At 69.4% G+C, this 17,259-nt stretch carries 13 protein-coding genes; 12 read left to right on the top strand and 1 reads right to left on the bottom strand.

The annotated features are described in order from the left end of the window. Nucleotides 1-195 precede the first annotated feature (195 nt). The 12 genes from AB0M24_RS00190 to AB0M24_RS00135 are packed head-to-tail and all read left to right on the top strand — an operon-like array spanning nucleotide 196 to nucleotide 16,349. Nucleotides 196-1,572 (top strand): serine hydrolase, encoded by a 1,377-nt coding sequence (locus AB0M24_RS00190; protein ID WP_363758541.1) that lies wholly within the window; start codon nucleotides 196-198, stop codon nucleotides 1,570-1,572. Next, the gene (locus tag AB0M24_RS00185; RefSeq protein WP_363758538.1) at nucleotides 1,569-2,408 is read left to right on the top strand and encodes a serine hydrolase; all 840 of its coding nucleotides are present in this window, start codon (nucleotides 1,569-1,571) and stop codon (nucleotides 2,406-2,408) included. The genes AB0M24_RS00190 and AB0M24_RS00185 overlap by 4 nt, the downstream gene beginning before the upstream one ends. After that, entirely contained in the window at nucleotides 2,405-3,919 is a 1,515-nt protein-coding gene (locus AB0M24_RS00180) for an ABC transporter substrate-binding protein (RefSeq protein ID WP_363758535.1), read from the top strand. The genes AB0M24_RS00185 and AB0M24_RS00180 overlap by 4 nt, the downstream gene beginning before the upstream one ends. Next, entirely contained in the window at nucleotides 3,916-4,893 is a 978-nt protein-coding gene (locus AB0M24_RS00175) for an ABC transporter permease (RefSeq protein WP_363758531.1), read from the top strand. The genes AB0M24_RS00180 and AB0M24_RS00175 overlap by 4 nt, the downstream gene beginning before the upstream one ends. Before the next feature lie 34 nt (nucleotides 4,894-4,927). Then, nucleotides 4,928-6,763, top strand: coding sequence for a dipeptide/oligopeptide/nickel ABC transporter permease/ATP-binding protein (locus AB0M24_RS00170; RefSeq protein ID WP_363758528.1), 1,836 nt, complete (start codon nucleotides 4,928-4,930; stop codon nucleotides 6,761-6,763). Continuing rightward, nucleotides 6,760-7,506 carry an ATP-binding cassette domain-containing protein gene (locus tag AB0M24_RS00165; protein WP_363758525.1) on the top strand — a complete coding sequence of 249 codons (747 nt, stop codon included), beginning with the start codon at nucleotides 6,760-6,762 and terminating at the stop codon, nucleotides 7,504-7,506. Before AB0M24_RS00170 ends, AB0M24_RS00165 begins: the two co-directional genes overlap by 4 nt. Next, nucleotides 7,503-8,516, top strand: a complete 1,014-nt coding sequence (locus AB0M24_RS00160; RefSeq protein ID WP_363758522.1) for a membrane dipeptidase — start codon at nucleotides 7,503-7,505, stop codon at nucleotides 8,514-8,516. Before AB0M24_RS00165 ends, AB0M24_RS00160 begins: the two co-directional genes overlap by 4 nt. Further along, entirely contained in the window at nucleotides 8,513-11,734 is a 3,222-nt protein-coding gene (locus AB0M24_RS00155) for a serine hydrolase (protein ID WP_363758519.1), read from the top strand. Before AB0M24_RS00160 ends, AB0M24_RS00155 begins: the two co-directional genes overlap by 4 nt. Next, nucleotides 11,734-12,792: a M20 family metallopeptidase gene (locus AB0M24_RS00150; RefSeq protein WP_363758516.1), complete on the top strand. Its 1,059-nt coding sequence runs from the start codon at nucleotides 11,734-11,736 to the stop codon at nucleotides 12,790-12,792. Before AB0M24_RS00155 ends, AB0M24_RS00150 begins: the two co-directional genes overlap by 1 nt. After that, entirely contained in the window at nucleotides 12,789-13,625 is an 837-nt protein-coding gene (locus tag AB0M24_RS00145) for a GNAT family N-acetyltransferase (protein WP_363758513.1), read from the top strand. Before AB0M24_RS00150 ends, AB0M24_RS00145 begins: the two co-directional genes overlap by 4 nt. Continuing rightward, nucleotides 13,622-14,719, top strand: coding sequence for an o-succinylbenzoate synthase (gene menC, locus AB0M24_RS00140; RefSeq protein ID WP_363758511.1), 1,098 nt, complete (start codon nucleotides 13,622-13,624; stop codon nucleotides 14,717-14,719). Before AB0M24_RS00145 ends, menC begins: the two co-directional genes overlap by 4 nt. A 46-nt stretch (nucleotides 14,720-14,765) precedes the next feature. Then, entirely contained in the window at nucleotides 14,766-16,349 is a 1,584-nt protein-coding gene (locus AB0M24_RS00135; RefSeq protein ID WP_363758508.1) for a helix-turn-helix domain-containing protein, read from the top strand. On the opposite strand, the gene AB0M24_RS00130 is transcribed toward AB0M24_RS00135, so the two are convergent. Beyond that, complete coding sequence (locus tag AB0M24_RS00130) at nucleotides 16,350-17,252, bottom strand: spirocyclase AveC family protein (RefSeq protein WP_363758505.1); 903 nt, start codon at nucleotides 17,250-17,252, stop codon at nucleotides 16,350-16,352. Nucleotides 17,253-17,259: the final 7 nt, after the last annotated feature.

Raw genomic sequence — 17,259 nt, 5'->3', positions numbered from 1 at the left:
GTATTTTCGACAGGCCCCGCGGATCGATCACGCAGGCTGCCCGGAGCGAGGTGGAGCCTGCTCTACCCCCGAACGGATTCGTCCGCGCCGACAGATCCAGACCCGCAGATTCGTCGGCCGGCACGAGGTTTCCACCCGTGGCCGAAACCTAGCGTTGGCCGTGACCGGAGTCACGTCGAGGTGGATGAGGCGCGGATGTCCAAGCTGAGCGAGATCAACGACTGGCTGCAGGAGAACCTCCCCAGGCTGGCGGCCCAGTACGAGGTGCCGGGCGCGACCGCGGCCGTGACCGTGGGCGACGAGGTGGTCGAGGCCGCCGCGGGTGTGCTGAACAAGAACACCAGGGTCGAGACGACGACCGACTCGCTGTTCCAGATCGGGTCGATCACCAAGGTGTGGACGACGACGCTCGCCATGCAGCTCGTGGACGAGAACCTGCTCGACCTCGACGCACCTGTGCGGGACTACCTGCCCGAGTTCCGCATCGCCGACGAGGACGCGGCGAAGCGGATCACCGTGCGGCAGCTGATGTGCCACACGTCCGGCTTCGAGGGTGATCTCTTCACCGACACCGGACGTGGTGACGACTGCGTGGAGAAGTACGTCGGCACGCTGCACGACACCCCGCAGCTCTTCGCGCCCGGCGAGATGTTCAGCTACAACAACGCGGGCTACGTCGTGCTCGGGCGGATCGTCGAGAAGATGCGCGGCAAGTCCTACGACGACTGCCTGCGCGAGCACCTGTTCGAGCCGCTCGGCCTGACGCACGCCGCCGCCGACGCCTACGAGGCGATCCGGTTCCGTGCGGCGACCGGCCACCTCACGCCGAGCAAGGACGAAGGGCCGCAGGTCGCGCCGGTCTGGGCGCTGGTGCGGTCCAACTCCCCGGCAGGCGCGATGCTCTCCATGAGTGCCGGCAACCTGCTCAAGTTCGCGCGCATGCACATGAACGGCGGCAACGACGTCCTCTCGTCGATGAGCGTGCGGGCCATGCAGGAGGCCCAGGTCGAGGTGCCGCAGCTCGCGGTGATGGGTGATGCGTGGGGCCTCGGGTGGGAGCTGTTCCACTATCCACAAGGGACGGTCATCGGCCACGACGGCGGCACGATCGGCCAGAGCTCGTTCCTCAGGCTCGTGCCGGAGCACGGGGTCGCGGTGGCGCTGCTCACCAACGGCGGCAACCCTCTCGACCTCTACCGGGAGATCGTGGGGCACGTCCTGCGCGAGCTCACCGGCATCGACCTGCCGGACATGCCGCAGCCGGCCACCACCCAGGACCGCATCGACGCCGCTCGCTATGTCGGCACCTACGCGTCGACGGTCGGCGAACGCGTGGTGACTCAGGACGACGACGGACGGATCTGGATGGAGCTGGTGCCCAAGGGCATCATGGCCGAGCTCAGCCCGGAGCGGGCGGGCAAGACCGAGCTGTTCCCGTGGCAGGGCACTACTTTCGTCGCTTTCGAGCCGATGCTCGGCATCCACATGCCGCACGCGTTCGTCGGTGACGACGGCGAAGGCCGCGCGCTCTTCCTGCACACCGGACGCGCGGACCGGCGAGTCGCCCAGTGATCGCGGACGTCTTCGCTGAGGCCGGCGCCGAGGGGTTCGTGCACGCTCGCGAGATCGGGACGGACAACGAGTTCTGCCACCACGCCGACGACCCGGTGGTGCTGGCGTCGGTGTTCAAGATCCCGGTAGCCGTCGCGTACGCCGAGGAAGTCGCCGCCGGACGACTCGACGAGACCGAGCGGGCCAAGGTCACCTCTCGGTACCGCGTCGGCGGCATCGGAACGGCGGGCTGCGCGGACGACGTCGAGATGAGCTGGCGCGACCTCGCGTTGTTCCTGATGACCATGAGCGACAACGCGGCGACCGACGTGATCTTCCACCGCATCGGCCAGGCCGCGGTCGACAAGGTGCTCAAGAACCTCGACCTCCACCGAACGCGGGTCATGGGCTGCTGCGAGGACCTGCTGAGCTCGGTCGACGAGGAGGCCCTTCTCTCGAACCTCACGTGGGAAACGGTCGAGCGAATGGCCATTGTGGACCCCGAGCGCACGACTTCCTCGACACCGAGGGAGATCACCACCCTGCTGGAAGCGATCTGGACGGACAAGGCCGCCAGTCCTGAGGCGTGCGACCAGGTTCGCAAGATCATGGCCCAGCAGGTCTGGCCGCACCGGCTCAGTTCGGGCTTCCCCGCCGACGTCGAGGTCGCCGCCAAGACCGGCACGCTGCCGAGCGTCCGCAACGAGGCCGGCGTCGTCACCTACCCCGACGGCCGCAGCTATGCCGTCGCCGTGTTCACCAAAGCCAAGTCGCTCGACCTGCGGCAACCCGCCGTGGACGCGGTGATCGGCCGCGCCGGGCGCCTCGCCGTCGACCACCTCAGGAGCACACAGTGAAGCGCACAGCGCTGGTCGTGGCCGCTCTGCTCGTAGCGGGATGCGGGTCCTCCGGCGGCACCGGATCCAAGGCTCTCGTGGACGGCAAGACGTTCACGATGTCGGTCGGCGCCGACCCCGGCACGCTCGACCCGGCGCTCACGGTGCTCTCCGTGGCACGCTCGATCGGCCGGTTCCTCTACGGCCGCCTGGTCGAACGCACGTCGAACGGGGACATCGCCGCCGGTCTCGCCGAGAAGTGGGAAGCCGACGCCACGAAGGCCACTTTCACGCTGCGACAAGGCACGACGTGTGCCGACGGCGCCCCGCTCACCGCCAAGGACGTCGCCGAGAACATCAACTTCATCGGCGACCCGAAGAACAAGTCACCGCTCGTCGGGCTGATGGTCATGCCGGGCACCACGGCGACGGCCGACGACGCCACGCGCACGATCACCGTCACGAGCGGCGCACCGGACGCGTTCCTGCTGACCAACGTCGGCATGCTGCCGATCGTCTGCGCCAAGGGCGTGAGCGACCGCGCGCTGCTCACCAAGGGCGAGCAGGGCACCGGCCTGTTCACGATCTCCGAGATCGCGCCGAACGACCACTACACCCTGACGCGGCGCAAGGACCTCCCCGCCGAGCAGGGCATGCCGGACAAGGTCGTCGTCAAGGTCGTCCCGAACGAGACCACCGCGGTGAACCTGGTGCTGTCCGGGCAGGTCACCGCCGCCACGATCGCGGGTCCGGACCAGGAACGCCTGGCCGCGCAGAAGGTCGAGCACGTCGACCTCGCCGTCCCGTTGGGGTTGCTGAGCTTCAACCAGGCCGACGGCCTCCCGACGCAGGACCCGGCGGTGCGCCGCGCACTCGTGCAGGCACTCGACCTCGCGCAGGTCGGCAAGGTGCTGACGAGCGGCAAGGGCAGGCCGTCGAAGAGCCTGGTGACCGTCGAACCCAGGCCCTGCACCGGCGACAACGTCTCCGCGAACCTGCCGCCGCACGACAAGGCCGCCGCGCAACAGGCACTGGCCGAGTGGTCCAAGGGCGGGAAACCGTTGCAGATCAGGCTGCTGCAACCGACTGTTCTCGGTCCGACGTTCACCGCGACCGCCGAGCTGATCCAGCAGGCGTGGCAGGCGATCGGCGTGCAGGTGACCATCCAGCCCGTCGACTCGGCAGGCCTCAACCAGGCGCTGTTCAGCACGGGTGCGTGGGACGTCTCGATGTCGCCGGTGACGCTCGGGTTGCCGAGCCAGCTGGTGCCGTTCGCGTCGGGCCCGATGCCGCCGCAGGGCGTGAACTTCGGGCACGTCCGCAACGCCGAGTTCGAGGCGGAGTCCAAACAGGCCGCCACGATGCCCGGTTCGGCCGGCTGCGAGCACTGGAACAAGGCCGAGTCCGCCCTGGTCAAGGCCGTCGACCTGGTGCCGTACTTCGACTCCGTGGTGCCGACGTTCGTCAAGGGCGCCCGGTTCACCATGAGCGACGGCATCGACCCCGCGTCGATCCGGATGCTCGCGTCATGACCACAACGGTCGAACGCCGGGTGTCGGGCAGCTCCTGGCTGCCCTTCGCCCGGCGGCGCGCGGTGCGGTTCCTGACCTCGCTGTGGGTGTTGGTGACCGCCGCGTTCCTGATGATCCACCTCATCCCCGGCGACCCGGTCCGCGAGGCACTGGGCATCACCGCCTCGCCCGACGTCGTGCAGGCGCGCCGGGAAGCGTTGGGGCTCAACGACTCCCTCGTGACCCAGTACCTGCGCTACCTCGGCGACCTGTTCGCAGGCGACCTCGGGGTGTCCCTGGTCTCCGGAACTCCGGTGGCGGACCTGATCGGCGACCGGCTGCCCGCGACCGTGCAGCTCGCCGTGTCCGCCTTCCTGGTCGTGGTGGTCGTGGCGGTGCCGGTGGGCGTGGTGATGGCGGTGCTCACCAGGGGCGGTCGCCGTCGCGGCGCCGAGCTCGGGTTCACGTCCACCAGTGTGGTGCTGGCGGCGATTCCGGAGTTCCTGCTGGCGGTGGGGTTGGTGAGCCTCTTCGGGGTGGCGCTGGGCTGGCTGCCGGTGGCTGGACGCGACGCCGCCGGATCGTCGGTGTTGCCGGTGCTGGCGCTCGCGATCGGACCGGCGGCGGTGCTGGCGCGGATTGTCCGGGTCGAGCTGCTTTCGGTGCTGGGCAACGACTTCGTCCGCACCGCACGGGCGAAACGGTTGCCGGCGCGGCTGGTGTACGTGAGGCACGCGTTGCCGAACGCGTTGACCGCGACTTTGACGCTCGGCGCGATGATGCTCGCGGGTCTGGTGGCCGGGACCGTGCTGGTGGAGAACGTGTTCGCCTGGCCTGGGCTGGGTTCCACGATCGTCGGGTCGATCCAGCAGAAGGACTACCCGGCGGTGCAGGGCATCGTGCTGATCTACGGCACCGGGGTGTTGCTGGTGAATCTGGCGGTGGACGTGGTGCTCGCGCTGCTCGACCCTCGCTCGACGATCAAGGAGGCCTGATGAAGACGCCTCGGACGAGGAGCGAGGAGCCGTGATGCGCGTACCACCTACCCTCCGCACCCCAGTCGGCTTGGCTTCAGGCATCTTGTTGGCGCTGCTGGCGATTCTGGCCGTGTTCGCGCCGATCCTCTGGGGCTCCCAAGCCGACGCCATCGACACGGACGCACTCCTGCAGGGCTCGTCCGCCGAACACCTGCTCGGCACGGACGCGCTGGGCCGAGACATCTACTACCGGGTGCTGGTCGCGACCCGCCTCACCCTCGGACTCGCTTTGCTGGCAACGATCGTCGGCGTCCTCACGGGCTTGGTGCTCGGCTCGTTGCCGTCGGTGCTGCCGCGCTGGGCCGGGCGGCTCGTCACGTCGGCCGTGAACATCGCGGTCGCGTTTCCGGGGCTGCTGCTGGCGTTGTTCTTCGCGGTGATCTTCGGAACCGGCACGGTCGGCGCGGTGCTGGCCATCGCGTTCGCGATCACGCCGTCGTTCGCCCGGCTCACCCAGACCCTGACCGCGTCCGTGAGCGGCCGTGACTTCATCGCGGCGGCACGGGTGTGCGGGGTGGGCAGGTTCCGGTTGCTGGTGCGGCACGTCCTGCCCAACATCGCCGAACCACTCGTGATCAACGCGACTCTCGCCGCCGGATCGGCCCTGACCGCCTTCGCCGGGCTGTCGTTCCTGGGCATCGGCGTGCAGGCGCCCTCCTACGACTGGGGACGGCTGCTCGGCGAAGGCCTCAACCGCATCTACCTCTCCCCCGCGCCCGCGCTGGGCCCGGCGGTGGCGGTGGTGCTGGCAGGGCTGGCGTTCAACCTGTTCGGCGAGGCCGCGGCGTCCGCGGCGGGTCGTCGGCAGGTTGCGCGGCAACGACCCGAGCCTGCGTCCACTGTGGAGTCAGCGAGCGGCGAAGGCCTGTTGACCGTGCGGAACCTGCGGGTGTCGTTCCCCGGTGCCCAGGGCTGGGTCACGCCGGTGCGCGGGGTGTCGTTCACGGTCGGGCAGGGCGAGATGATCGGGGTCGTCGGCGAGTCGGGGTCGGGCAAGAGCCTCACCGCGCTGGCGGTGTCGCGGCTGGTCGAGCGTCCCGGAGTCGTGACGGCCGACCGGCTGGAGTTCGCCGGGAAACCGCTCTCCAAGACAACGCAACGAGAGCTGGGCACGTCGCTCGCGATGGTGTTCCAGGACCCGATGACGTCGTTCAACCCGACGCGCCGGATCGGCCGACAGCTCGCCGAGGTGTCCGAGGTGCACCAGGGGATGTCGCGCAAAGCGGCGTTCGAACGGGTCGTGGACCGGCTGCGGGCGGTGCGGATTCCGTCGGCGGAGCGACGGGCCAAGCAATACCCGCACGAGTTCTCCGGCGGGATGCGGCAGCGGGCGATGATCGCGATGGGCCTGATGGGCGAGCCGCGGCTGGTGATCGCCGACGAGCCGACCACCGCGCTGGATGTCACCGTGCAGCGGGAGGTGCTGCGGTTGCTGGCGCGGGTGCGGGAGGAGCGGTCGGCGGCGGTGCTGCTGATCAGCCACGACATCACCGTGGTCGCGCAGACCTGCGACCGGGTGCTGGTGATGTACGCGGGACGGGTCGTCGAGGAGCTTCCGACCGCGGAGCTGTTCACGTCGGCGCGGCACCCGTACACGACGGCACTGCTGGCCGCGGTGCCCGACCTGGAGACGGATCGGGACGCGCCACTGGCGGTGATTCCGGGAAGGCCGCCGGAGCCGGGCGAGATCGGCGCGGGGTGCCCGTTCGCGCCGCGCTGCCCGGTCGCGGACGAGAGGTGCCGGACCGAGGAACCGGAGTTGAAGGTCATCGGTGACCGGCACGAAGTCGCTTGCTGGCAGGAAGAGCTGGTAGGGGGTGTCCGATGAGCGAGCTTCGGTTCGAGCACGTCAGCCTGCAGTACGGCTCCCTGCGCGCCGTCGACGACGTCAGTCTCACCGTGCCGTCGGGCCAGGTCGTCGGGCTGGTCGGCGAGTCGGGGTCGGGCAAGTCGAGCCTCGCCGCCACCGCGGTCGGCCTCGTCCCGCCCACCTCAGGACAGGTCCTGGTCGACGGCGCCGATATCCAGCGGATGCGGCCCCGCGAGCGCGGACTGCAGATGGTCTTCCAGGACCCGTACTCGTCACTCGACCCGCGCATGAGCATCGGCGAGTCGATCGCCGAAGCCATGCCACGGGGAACCGGCAAACGCGCGGAGGTAGCTCGGTTGCTCGAACTCGTGAACCTCGACCCGAGCCGGGCCGGCTCACTTCCAGCGCGGCTGTCGGGTGGTCAACGCCAACGGGTGGCCCTGGCCAGGGCGCTCGCCGGCCGGCCGAAGGTGATCATCGCCGACGAGATCACGTCGGCGCTCGACGTCTCGGTGCAGGGAGCGGTGCTCAACCTCGTGCGCGACCTGCAACGACAGCTGGGTCTGTCGATGCTGTTCATCTCGCACAACCTCGCCGTCGTCCGGTACGTGAGCGATCGCATCGCGGTGATGAAAGACGGCAAGCTCGTGGAAGAGGGAACGGCCGAGCAAGTGCTCGAAAGCCCGCAACACAGTTACACACGCGAGTTGCTCGCAGCAGCACCATCACGGCACACGAGTCTGTGGGAGGACGCTTCGTGATCATCGCCGACACGCACAACGACCTGCTGGACGCGATCGTCTACCGGCCCGTCGACCAGTGGGTGCCGCACTTCCGCGACCAATGGCTGCCGCAGTTGCACGCGGGCGGGGTGAACCTCCAAGTGCTGCCGGTGTTCATCGACGACTGCTTCCGGCCGGAAGGCGCGCTGCGGCAGACGTTGCGGATGATCGAGGTGGCGCACCGGATCGCCGAGGGCGACCCGGACACCGTGAAGCTCTGCGTCGACGGCGCCGACATCGACGAAGCACTCAACGGTGACCGGATCGCGCTCGTGCTGGCGTTGGAGAGCGCGCCGGGCGTCGGCGAGGACGTCGAGCTGATGGAGACCCTCTACCGGTTGGGCGTCCGGATCGCGTCGCTCGCGCACTTCGGCCGCACGTCACTGGCCGACGGCAGCGGTGAGGACGCCACCGGCAGCAGGCTGACCCGCGCGGGAGTCGCCGCGTTCGCGGAGATGGAACGTCTCGGCATGATCTTCGACGTCAGCCACCTGAGCGCGGCGGGTGTCGAGCACGTGCTGGAGATGGCCACACGTCCGGTGATGGCAACGCATTCGTCGGCACGGGCGTTGCGCGACCACCACCGCAACCTCACCGACGCCCAGCTGAAAGGCATCGCGGACAACGGTGGCGTGGTGTGCGTGAACTTCTTCGCGCCGTTCCTGCACGAGTCCGACTTCACCATCGACCGGTTGGTCGACCACATCGAGCACATCGCCGGTGTCATGGGCATCCGGCACGTCGGCCTCGGCCCGGACTTCGTCAAGGAGGTCCTGGAGGACACCACACCGCCGTGCTGCGAGGCCCAGTTCATCGAGGGCGTGCCGACCGACAAGTTCATCCCGGGGCTGGAGGGGCCGTCCGGGATGCCGCTGGTGGCCGAGGCGTTGAAGAAACGCGGCTGGCCGGACGACGACATCGCCCTGGTGATGGGGCAGAACGTGCTCGACCTGTTCCGCACCGAGCTCAAGAGGGGGACGAAGAAGTGAACACCATCGAGGACCTGTACGGCCACGCACTGCCCGAGCAGCCCGCCATCTCGCCGGACGGCACCGAGATCGTCTACGTCCTGCGCACCACCGACCGCGAGGCCGACCAGGACCACCGCGCTCTGTGGCGGGTGGCCGGCGGCAAGGCCAAGCAGCTGACCAGGGGGAAGTCCGACCAGTCCCCCGTGTGGTCACCGGACGGCGGCCGCCTCGCGTTCCTGCGCGCCCAGGACGGTCCGCCGCAGATCTGGCTGCTGGACGGCGGCGAGCCCGAACAACTCACGACGCTGCCGCTCGGCGCTGGCCAGCCGGTGTGGAACGCGGACGGCACCAAGCTCGCGTTCTCCGCACCGGTCGACATCGCGGACGCCAAGGCCCCCGTTGTGGCCCACCGGCTCGACTACAAGTCCGACGGATCTGGCTACCTGCGCAGCATTCGGGCCCACCTGCACGTGCTCGACCTCGAAAGCCGCGAAGTACGGCAGATCACCGACGGCGACTGGTTCGCCGGCTCGCCCTCGTGGTCCCCTGACGGCACGCAGCTTGCCTTCACCGGTGCCCGCGACGAGGACGCCGACCTGACCTTCCGCGTCCCGGTGCACGTGGTCGACGCCAACGGCAAAGCGGAACCGAAGCTCGTCGGACTCGCCACCGGTCAAGCGGCGACGGTCTCGTGGATCTCCGAGGGTTTGCTGGTGACCGGACGGACCTCAGCGGACTCCGGGCACCTGAGTGTGCTGCTGCTGTCGCTCGACGGTGAGGTCCGCAACCTCTCGGAACCGTTGGACCGCAACGTGATGCCGGGAATGGCCGGGTATCCGGGAGGTCTGCCGGTGCTGGTGGGTGACGAGGTCGTGTTCTGCGCCCGCGATCGAGGGTGCACCCAGCTCTACGCCACAGCGCTCGAAGGTGAGCCGCGACTTGTCGTCGGTGGCGATTCTCGTGTCGTGGCCGGCCTTTCGGTGGCGTCAGGGATCGCCGCCGTCGTCCTCTCCACCCCGACCTCGTACGGCGAGGTCGCCACCGTCGACCTGGCCACCGGCGAGGTGACCGTCCACACCGAACACAACAAGCCCGAGCTCCTCGTCCGTGAAGAGCGCGAGTTCACGATCTCCGACGGCACTGTCGTGCACGGCTGGCTGGTGCGCGATCCCAACCACGAGGGTCCGCGACCGCTGCTGCTGGACATCCACGGTGGCCCGCACAACGCGTGGAACGGCGCTGCGGACCCGGTCCACCTCTACCACCAGGTCCTGGCCCGGCAAGGCTGGACGATCCTGCTCCTCAACCCGCGCGGCAGCGACGGCTACGGCGAAGCCTTCTACCGAGCCGCACTGGGCGCGTGGGGCAAGGCCGACGCCGACGACTTCCTGGAGCCGCTCGACCAGCTCGTCGCCGAAGGCATCGCCGACCCGGCCAAGCTCGCCGTCACCGGCTACAGCTACGGCGGCTACATGACCTGCTACCTGACCAGCCGCGACAGCAGGTTCGCCGCCGCGGTCGCCGGTGGCGTGGTCAGCGACCTGAGCAGCATGGCGGGCACGTCCGACGGCGGCCACTACCTGACCGAGCTCGAGCTCGGCGGCCCCGGCGGCCACATCGCCGAACTCTCGCCGCTCACGCTGGTCGACGAGGTCGGCACGCCGACGTTGATCTACCAGGGCGCGGCGGACGACAGGTGCCCGGTCGGCCAGGCCGAGCAGTGGTTCACCGCGCTGCGCCAGAACGACGTCCCGAGCAAGCTGGTGCTCTACCCGGACGAGTCGCACCTGTTCATCCTGAGCGGCAAGCCTTCGCACCGCGAGGACTTCAACCGCAGGGTCGTCGACTGGGTCCGCGAGCACGCCGAGAACCGCAGGCCTCTCGACGCGAAGCACTGGCAGCGCAGGCTTTCCGCGCTCGCGAAGAAGCACGGCGTGCCCGGTGCCGCGCTCGGCATCCTGTACAGGGGCGAGGTCGTCCAGGCGCACCACGGCGTGCTGAACACGGCGACCGGTGTCGAGGTCACCGACGACACGATCTTCCAGATCGGCTCGATCGGCAAGGTCTGGACGACGACCGTCGTGATGCGGCTCGTCGACGAGGGCCTGCTCGACCTCGACGCGCCGATCACCGATGTGCTGCCGGAGCTGAAGCTGGCGGACCCGGTGGTCGAGCAGAAGGTGACCATGCGGCACCTGCTCACGCACACCAGCGGCATCGACGGCGACAACTTCACCGACACCGGCCGCGGCGACGACTGCCTGGAGCGCTACACCGAACTGCTCGCCGACGCCGCCCAGAACCACCCGCTCGGCGCGACCTTCTCCTACAGCAACGCCGGTTTCGTGCTGGCCGGCCGGGTGATCGAGAAGCTCACCGGCACGACGTGGGACGCCGCGATGCGCGAGAAGCTCTTCGCGCCGCTCGGCCTCACCCGCACCGGCACGTTGCCGGAGGAAGCGTTGCTGCACCGCGCCGCCGTCGGTCACGTCACCCAGGACGAGAAGCTCGGACCGGCACCGCTGTGGGCGCTGCCGCGGTCGGTCGGCCCGGCCGGAACGATCTTCGCGAGCACCGCGGACGTGCTGGCGTTCGCACGGATGCACCTCAGCGGCGGGCTCGCTCAGGACGGCGCGCGGGTGCTGTCGGAGGCGTCCGCGCACGCCATGACCGAGAAGCAGACCGACGTGCCCGATCCGGAGGCGCTGGGCGACTCGTGGGGCATCGGCTGGATCCGGTTCGGCTGGGACGGGCACCGGCTGATCGGCCACGACGGCAACACCATCGGGCAGTCCGCGTTCCTGCGCCTGCTGCCGGACCAGGACCTCGCGGTCACGCTGCTCACCAACGCCGACTCGGCCCGTGAGCTGTACCTGTCGCTGTACCGGGAGATCTTCGCCGAACTGGCGGGCATCGACGTGCCGCGGCCGAAGGAACCGGCCGCCGAACCGCCCATTGTGGACACCTCCGGGCACGTCGGCCGATATGCGCGGGAGTCTGTCGTTCTGGAGGTCGCGGAAGGCGAAACCGGGCTGCAGCTGGACATCACGCACACCGGCCCACTCGCCGGCATGTTCCCGAAACCGCCCGTGGTCGACCTCGTGCCGATCGACGACTCGACGTTCCTGTACCGGACACCGGAGGCCAAGAGTTGGTCGTCGGTGGTGTTCTACACGTTGCCGACCGGGGAGCAGTACGTGCACCTGGGTGTCCGCGCCACGCCGAAGGTGTCCTGATGACCCTGATCGACGACATCGAGCGGCTCGTGACGTGCGAGTCGCCGTCCACCGATCTCGCGGCGGTCGCTCGCAGCGCGGACGTCACCGCTTCGGTGGGCTCCGCGCTGCTCGGCTCCGCGCCGGAACGGATCGTGCTCGACGGCCGCACGCATCTGCGGTGGCGGCTGGGTTCCGGGCCGCGGCGCGTGCTCCTGCTCGGCCACCACGACACGGTGTGGCCGATCGGGACTCTGCAACGGATTCCGTTCGAGGTGACGGACGGCGTGCTGCGCGGACCCGGTTGCTTCGACATGAAGACAGGTCTGGCGATGATCTTCCACGCCGTGGCCGCGCTGAACTCTCCTGATGGCGTCACGGTTCTCGTCACCGGTGACGAGGAGATCGGCTCGCCGTCGTCGCGCGGGCTGATCGAGACGGAAGCCCTGCAGCACAAGGCAGTGCTGGTCACCGAGGGCTCGGCTGACGGTGGCGCGTTGAAGACGGAGCGCAAGGGCACGTCGATGTACGAGGTGACGTTGCACGGCCGCGCTGCCCACGCCGGTCTCGAACCGGAACGCGGGGTGAACGCGACTGTCGAGGCCGCGCACCAGATTCTCGCGGTCTCGCAACTGGCAGCCGGCGACACGACTGTGGTGCCGACTGTGCTTTCGGCTGGGGTGACGACGAACACCGTTCCCGCGCAAGGGAAGTTCATGGTCGACGTGCGTGTGCGGAACCTCGCCGAGCAAACTCGGATCGACGAGGCGATGCGGTCGCTGCGGCCGGTGCTCGACGGGGCGAAGGTCGAGGTGACCGGCGGCCCGAACCGCGCGCCGCTCGAACTCGCGATGTCCTCGGGGTTGTTCGAGCTGGCCTCGCGGCTGCTTCCCGGGATCACCCAGGCCGCGGTCGGTGGTGCGTCGGACGGCAACTTCACCGCGGGAGTGGGAGTTCCGACGTTGGACGGGCTCGGCGCCGTTGGTGGTGGAGCGCATGCCGACAGCGAGCACGTGCTGGTGTCGGAGCTCGCGCCCCGCACCGACCTGCTCGCCGCGCTGGTGAGGGAGTTGACATGATCAGACAGCTCACCGAGCACAAGGAACTGCTTGCCGCGCAACGACTGTACGAGTCGATCTGGCGGTCGAGCACTCCCCCGGTCACCGCGGAGCTGATGCGGGCGCTGATCAAGTCGGGCAACTACGTGTCCGGCGCGTTCGACGGCGAGGACCTCATCGGCGCCTGTGCGGGCTTCTGCTCGCCACCCGCGGCGAGCACGTTGCACAGCCACATCGCCGGGGTCGCGGCCGGCATGCGCGGCCGGGACATCGGTTACGCGTTGAAGATGGACCAGCGCGAGTGGGCGATGGAGCGCGGGATCAAGGCGATCACGTGGACGTTCGACCCGCTGATCCGCCGCAACGCGCACTTCAACCTGGCCAAGCTGGGTGCGGACGTCACCGAGTACCTGCCGGACCTGTACGGGCAGATGGGCGACGACATCAACGGGGGCGGGGAGAGCGACAGGCTCCTCGTGACGTGGGATCTGGTGGCTGCTGGACCGCGCCCGATCACCGCGGCGGCGCCCATGGGTCCCGGGACCTCGGCGGACGGAGGGCAGGCGGCGGGCATGATCGGCCCTGGGGCCTCGGTGGACGGCGGGCCGGCGGCGGGCGCGATCGGGCTGGGCATCTCCCCCGACTCCCTGCCGCTGCGGGGCACGACCACCGGCCACACCGTCCTGGTCGCCGTTCCCCCTGACATCGAAGCGCTGCGGGCCACGAACCCGGCCGCGGCCAACGAGTGGCGCCACGCCGTGCGGGACGTCCTCGGTGGGCTGCTCGCCGAGGGTGCCCGCGTCACCGGGTTCGACAAGTCCGGTTGGTACGTCGTGGAGAGGAACGAGTCGTGAAGCTGTCCGGGGTCGAGCTCCGCTGGGTCGAGATGCCGTTGAGGTCGCCGTTCCGCACGTCGTTCGGCACCCAGACCACGCGCTCACTTCTCCTGCTGCGCGCGGAAACCGATGAGGGTGAGGGCTGGGGCGAGTGCGTGGCGATGGCCGACCCCGTGTACTCGTCGGAGTACCTGGAAGGCTGCGCGGACGTGCTGCGCCGCTTCCTGGTCCCGGCTTTGACCGGCCCCATCGACGGGATCTCGGTCGCGCCGAGGGTCGCCAGGTTCCGGGGGCACCGGATGGCCAAGGGCGCGTTGGAGATGGCCGTGCTCGACGCCGAACTGCGCGCGCGTGGGGTGTCGTTCGGCCGTGAGCTGGGTGCGACGCGCGAGAAAGTGCCGTGCGGGGTGTCCGTCGGGATCATGAACTCGATTCCCGAGCTGCTCGACGCCGTCACGGGTTACGTCGAGGAGGGGTACGTCCGGATCAAGCTCAAGATCGAGCCGGGCTGGGACGTCGACGCGGTGCGGGCCGTGCGCGAACGGTTCCCGGACGTGTTGCTGCAGGTCGACGCCAACACCGCCTACACCCTGGCCGATGCCCGGCACCTCGCGCGGCTCGACCCGTTCGACCTGCTGCTGATCGAACAACCCCTCGACGAAGAGGACGTCCTCGCCCACGCGGACCTGGCCAAGGCCCTCAAGACCCCCATCTGCCTGGACGAGTCGATCACCTCGGCGCGGTCGGCTGCGGACGCGATCAAGCTTGGTGCGTGCCAGATCGTCAACATCAAGCCCGGCCGGGTCGGTGGTTATCTGGAGGCGCGGCGGATCCACGACGTGTGCGCGGCGCACGGCATCGCGGTGTGGACCGGGGGCATGCTCGAAACGGGCATCGGACGGGCCGCGAACGTGGCGCTGGCGGCGTTGCCCGGATGCACGTTACCCGGTGACACTTCGGCGTCGGACCGCTACTACCAGATGGACATCACCGAGCCGTTCGTGCTGGAGGAGGGACACTTGACGGTGCCGACAGGGCCAGGGCTCGGGGTCACGCCGTTGCCGGACGCGCTGGAGGCGGTGACGGTGAAGACGGAGTGGATTCCGGTCTGACCCTTCTCCCCTGGATTCCTCTGTAGACAGTTGGCAAGGTGGTGCCATGAGTCCGCGAACTGGCCTGGCCCGTGTCCTGGACGACCTCGGCACCACCTTGATCGACCTGGTCCGCGGCAATCCCGGCCAGGCGGTCGACATCGGCGGCGTGGTCATCCACGACCCGCACGACGACCAGGTGCTGCCACCGTCGGCGCTGGTGCTCGGCGTCGGCGTGCGGGATCCGTCGGAAGTCCTCGACCTTCTGGGCAAGAACGGCGCGGCGGCACTCGTCGTGCGCGGCCCGGTCGACGTGACCGACGAGATCGCGGAGGCCGTCGACCGGTCCGGCGTGGCGCTGCTCGGCCTGGCACCCGGCGCGTCGTGGACCCAGCTCGCCGCCATGCTGCGCTCGCTGCTGGCCGAAGGTGAGGTCGACCCGAACGAAACGCTCGGCGGAGTGCCGGCGGGAGACCTGTTCGCCCTGGCCAACGCCGTCGGGTCGCTGATCGGCGCGCCGGTGACGATCGAGGACCGCAGCTCACGGGTGCTCGCTTTCTCGGGGCGCCAGGACGAGGCCGACTCGTCGCGCGTCGAGACGATCCTCGGCCGTCAGGTGCCCGCGCGGTACTCGCAGATGCTGGAGGCGCGCGGGGTGTTCCAGCGGCTCTACCGCAGCGACCAGCCCGTCTACATCGAGGGCCTGCCCGCGGACGACGGCACGCTCTGCCTGCCGAGAGTCGCGGTGGCGGTGCGGGCGGGCGACGAGTTCCTCGGCTCGATCTGGGCTGCCGTGCGCGAACCGCTGCCCGCGGATCGGTCGCAGGCGTTCTGCGACGCGGCCAAGCTCGTGGCGTTGCACATGATGCGGCAACGGGCCGGTGCCGACGTCGAACGCCGGCTGCGCGCGGACCTCGTCAGCACCGCGGTGGAAGGGGGCCAAGGTGCGGCCGAAGCGGTTCGGAGGCTTGGACTTTCGGACCAGGCGTGCGTGGTGCTCGCGTTGGCGCTGGCCCACTCGCACGGCGATGATCCGGCGAGCCACGCCCGGTTGCTGGCGGAACGGCAGCAGATCGCCGACGCACTCGCGATGCACCTGACGGCGGTGCATCCTCGCGCCGCCGCCGCGTTGATCGGCGATGTGGCCTACGCGATTCTGCCGGCGGAGTCGGAGGATCGGGCCTTGCGGATCGCCACGGACTTCCACAACCGCATCGGGAACCACGTGCTCGTGGGTGTCGGCCAGGTCGCGGACGGCCTGGCGCTGTCCCGTTCCCGCGCCGGAGCGGACCTGGTGCTTCGCGTGTTGCGCGCCGGGCGAGCGTCCTTCCCTGTCGCACGAGTGTCCGATGTGCACAGTGAGGGACTGTTGCTGGAACTGGCGGATCTCATCGCCGAACGCGGTGACACGCTGACAGGACCGGTCGCGCGGCTGATCGACTACGACCGCCGACACAACGCCAACCTGGTCGAGACGCTCGGCGCGTGGCTGGACGCGTTCGGCGACGTCACCGCTGCTTCGGCCGCCGTTTTCGTGCACCCCAACACGTTCCGCTACCGGTTGCGGCGGCTGGCGGAAGTGGGACAGATCGATCTCACCGACCCGGACGCGCGGTTCTCGGCGATGCTGCAGCTGAGGCTGTGGCGGTAGTCAGGGCCTGAGGTCGGCGGGGAGATCCGAGGGCACGGGGCCACCGAGGTAGCTCAGCACCGCCGTGCCGGCCATCAGCGCGAGCATGCCGAGGTTGATGAAACCCACCCCGGCCAGCAACCTCAGCCCGGTGCTGGGTTCCGGCATGCCCTGGAAGATCACCGGCGTCGACCCGGTGCGCCGCGCGTAGTAGTGGACCATCACCGACGGCGTGGACACGAAGAGCACGATCAGCAGGTTGTGCGCGAGGCTGATCTGGTACCAGTGGCCCTCGAACAACGTCAGGTACGGCGTTGGTGCTGTGTACGCGTACATGTGCGTGGCGATCAGCACGTACTCCAGCACGATGTTCATCGCCACGCCCGCGAGCACGCTCACACTCCACAGTCGCACCGCGGGCCAGTGCGGGCGGGTGAGCCGGTCCGTCAGCCAGGTCTGCACCCACACCCAGATGATCAGCAACGGGATGGCGAGACCGCCCGGCGCGAGGACGGTCTCGACCTGCAGCCCGGGATGGTCACCGTGCCAGCCGGGGATGAACGGTCCCCAGCTGGTCACGTTGAGCACGTCCCGGTTGTAGCTCACAAAGAACCCGTGGAAGTTGAACAACGCGTCCTGCCAGACGCACGCCAGGAATCCCACGTACACGGCGAGATCGAGGGTGACCAACCGCTGGGCGAGTGCGCGCCGGACCAGCACCACGCTGACGACCACGAAGCAGGCGGCGAAGAACGCCTGCATCACGACGGCCAGCACACTCGTCCCCTCGGTCCCCGGCACGGGCCGCGCACCGCCGGCCAGCAGCCAGCGGCCGAACACCCACGCCTGGAACACCAGGAACGCCGTCCCGATCACCGCCCACACCTTGATCGGCGCGAGCACGCGGTTGGTCACCTGCACCACGAGAGCT

The organism is Lentzea sp. NPDC051838 (assembly GCF_040681245.1).
Lineage (GTDB): Bacteria > Actinomycetota > Actinomycetes > Mycobacteriales > Pseudonocardiaceae > Lentzea.
Note: the sequence above shows the minus strand (reverse complement) of the source record. Positions and strands in the feature narration are given on the sequence as shown.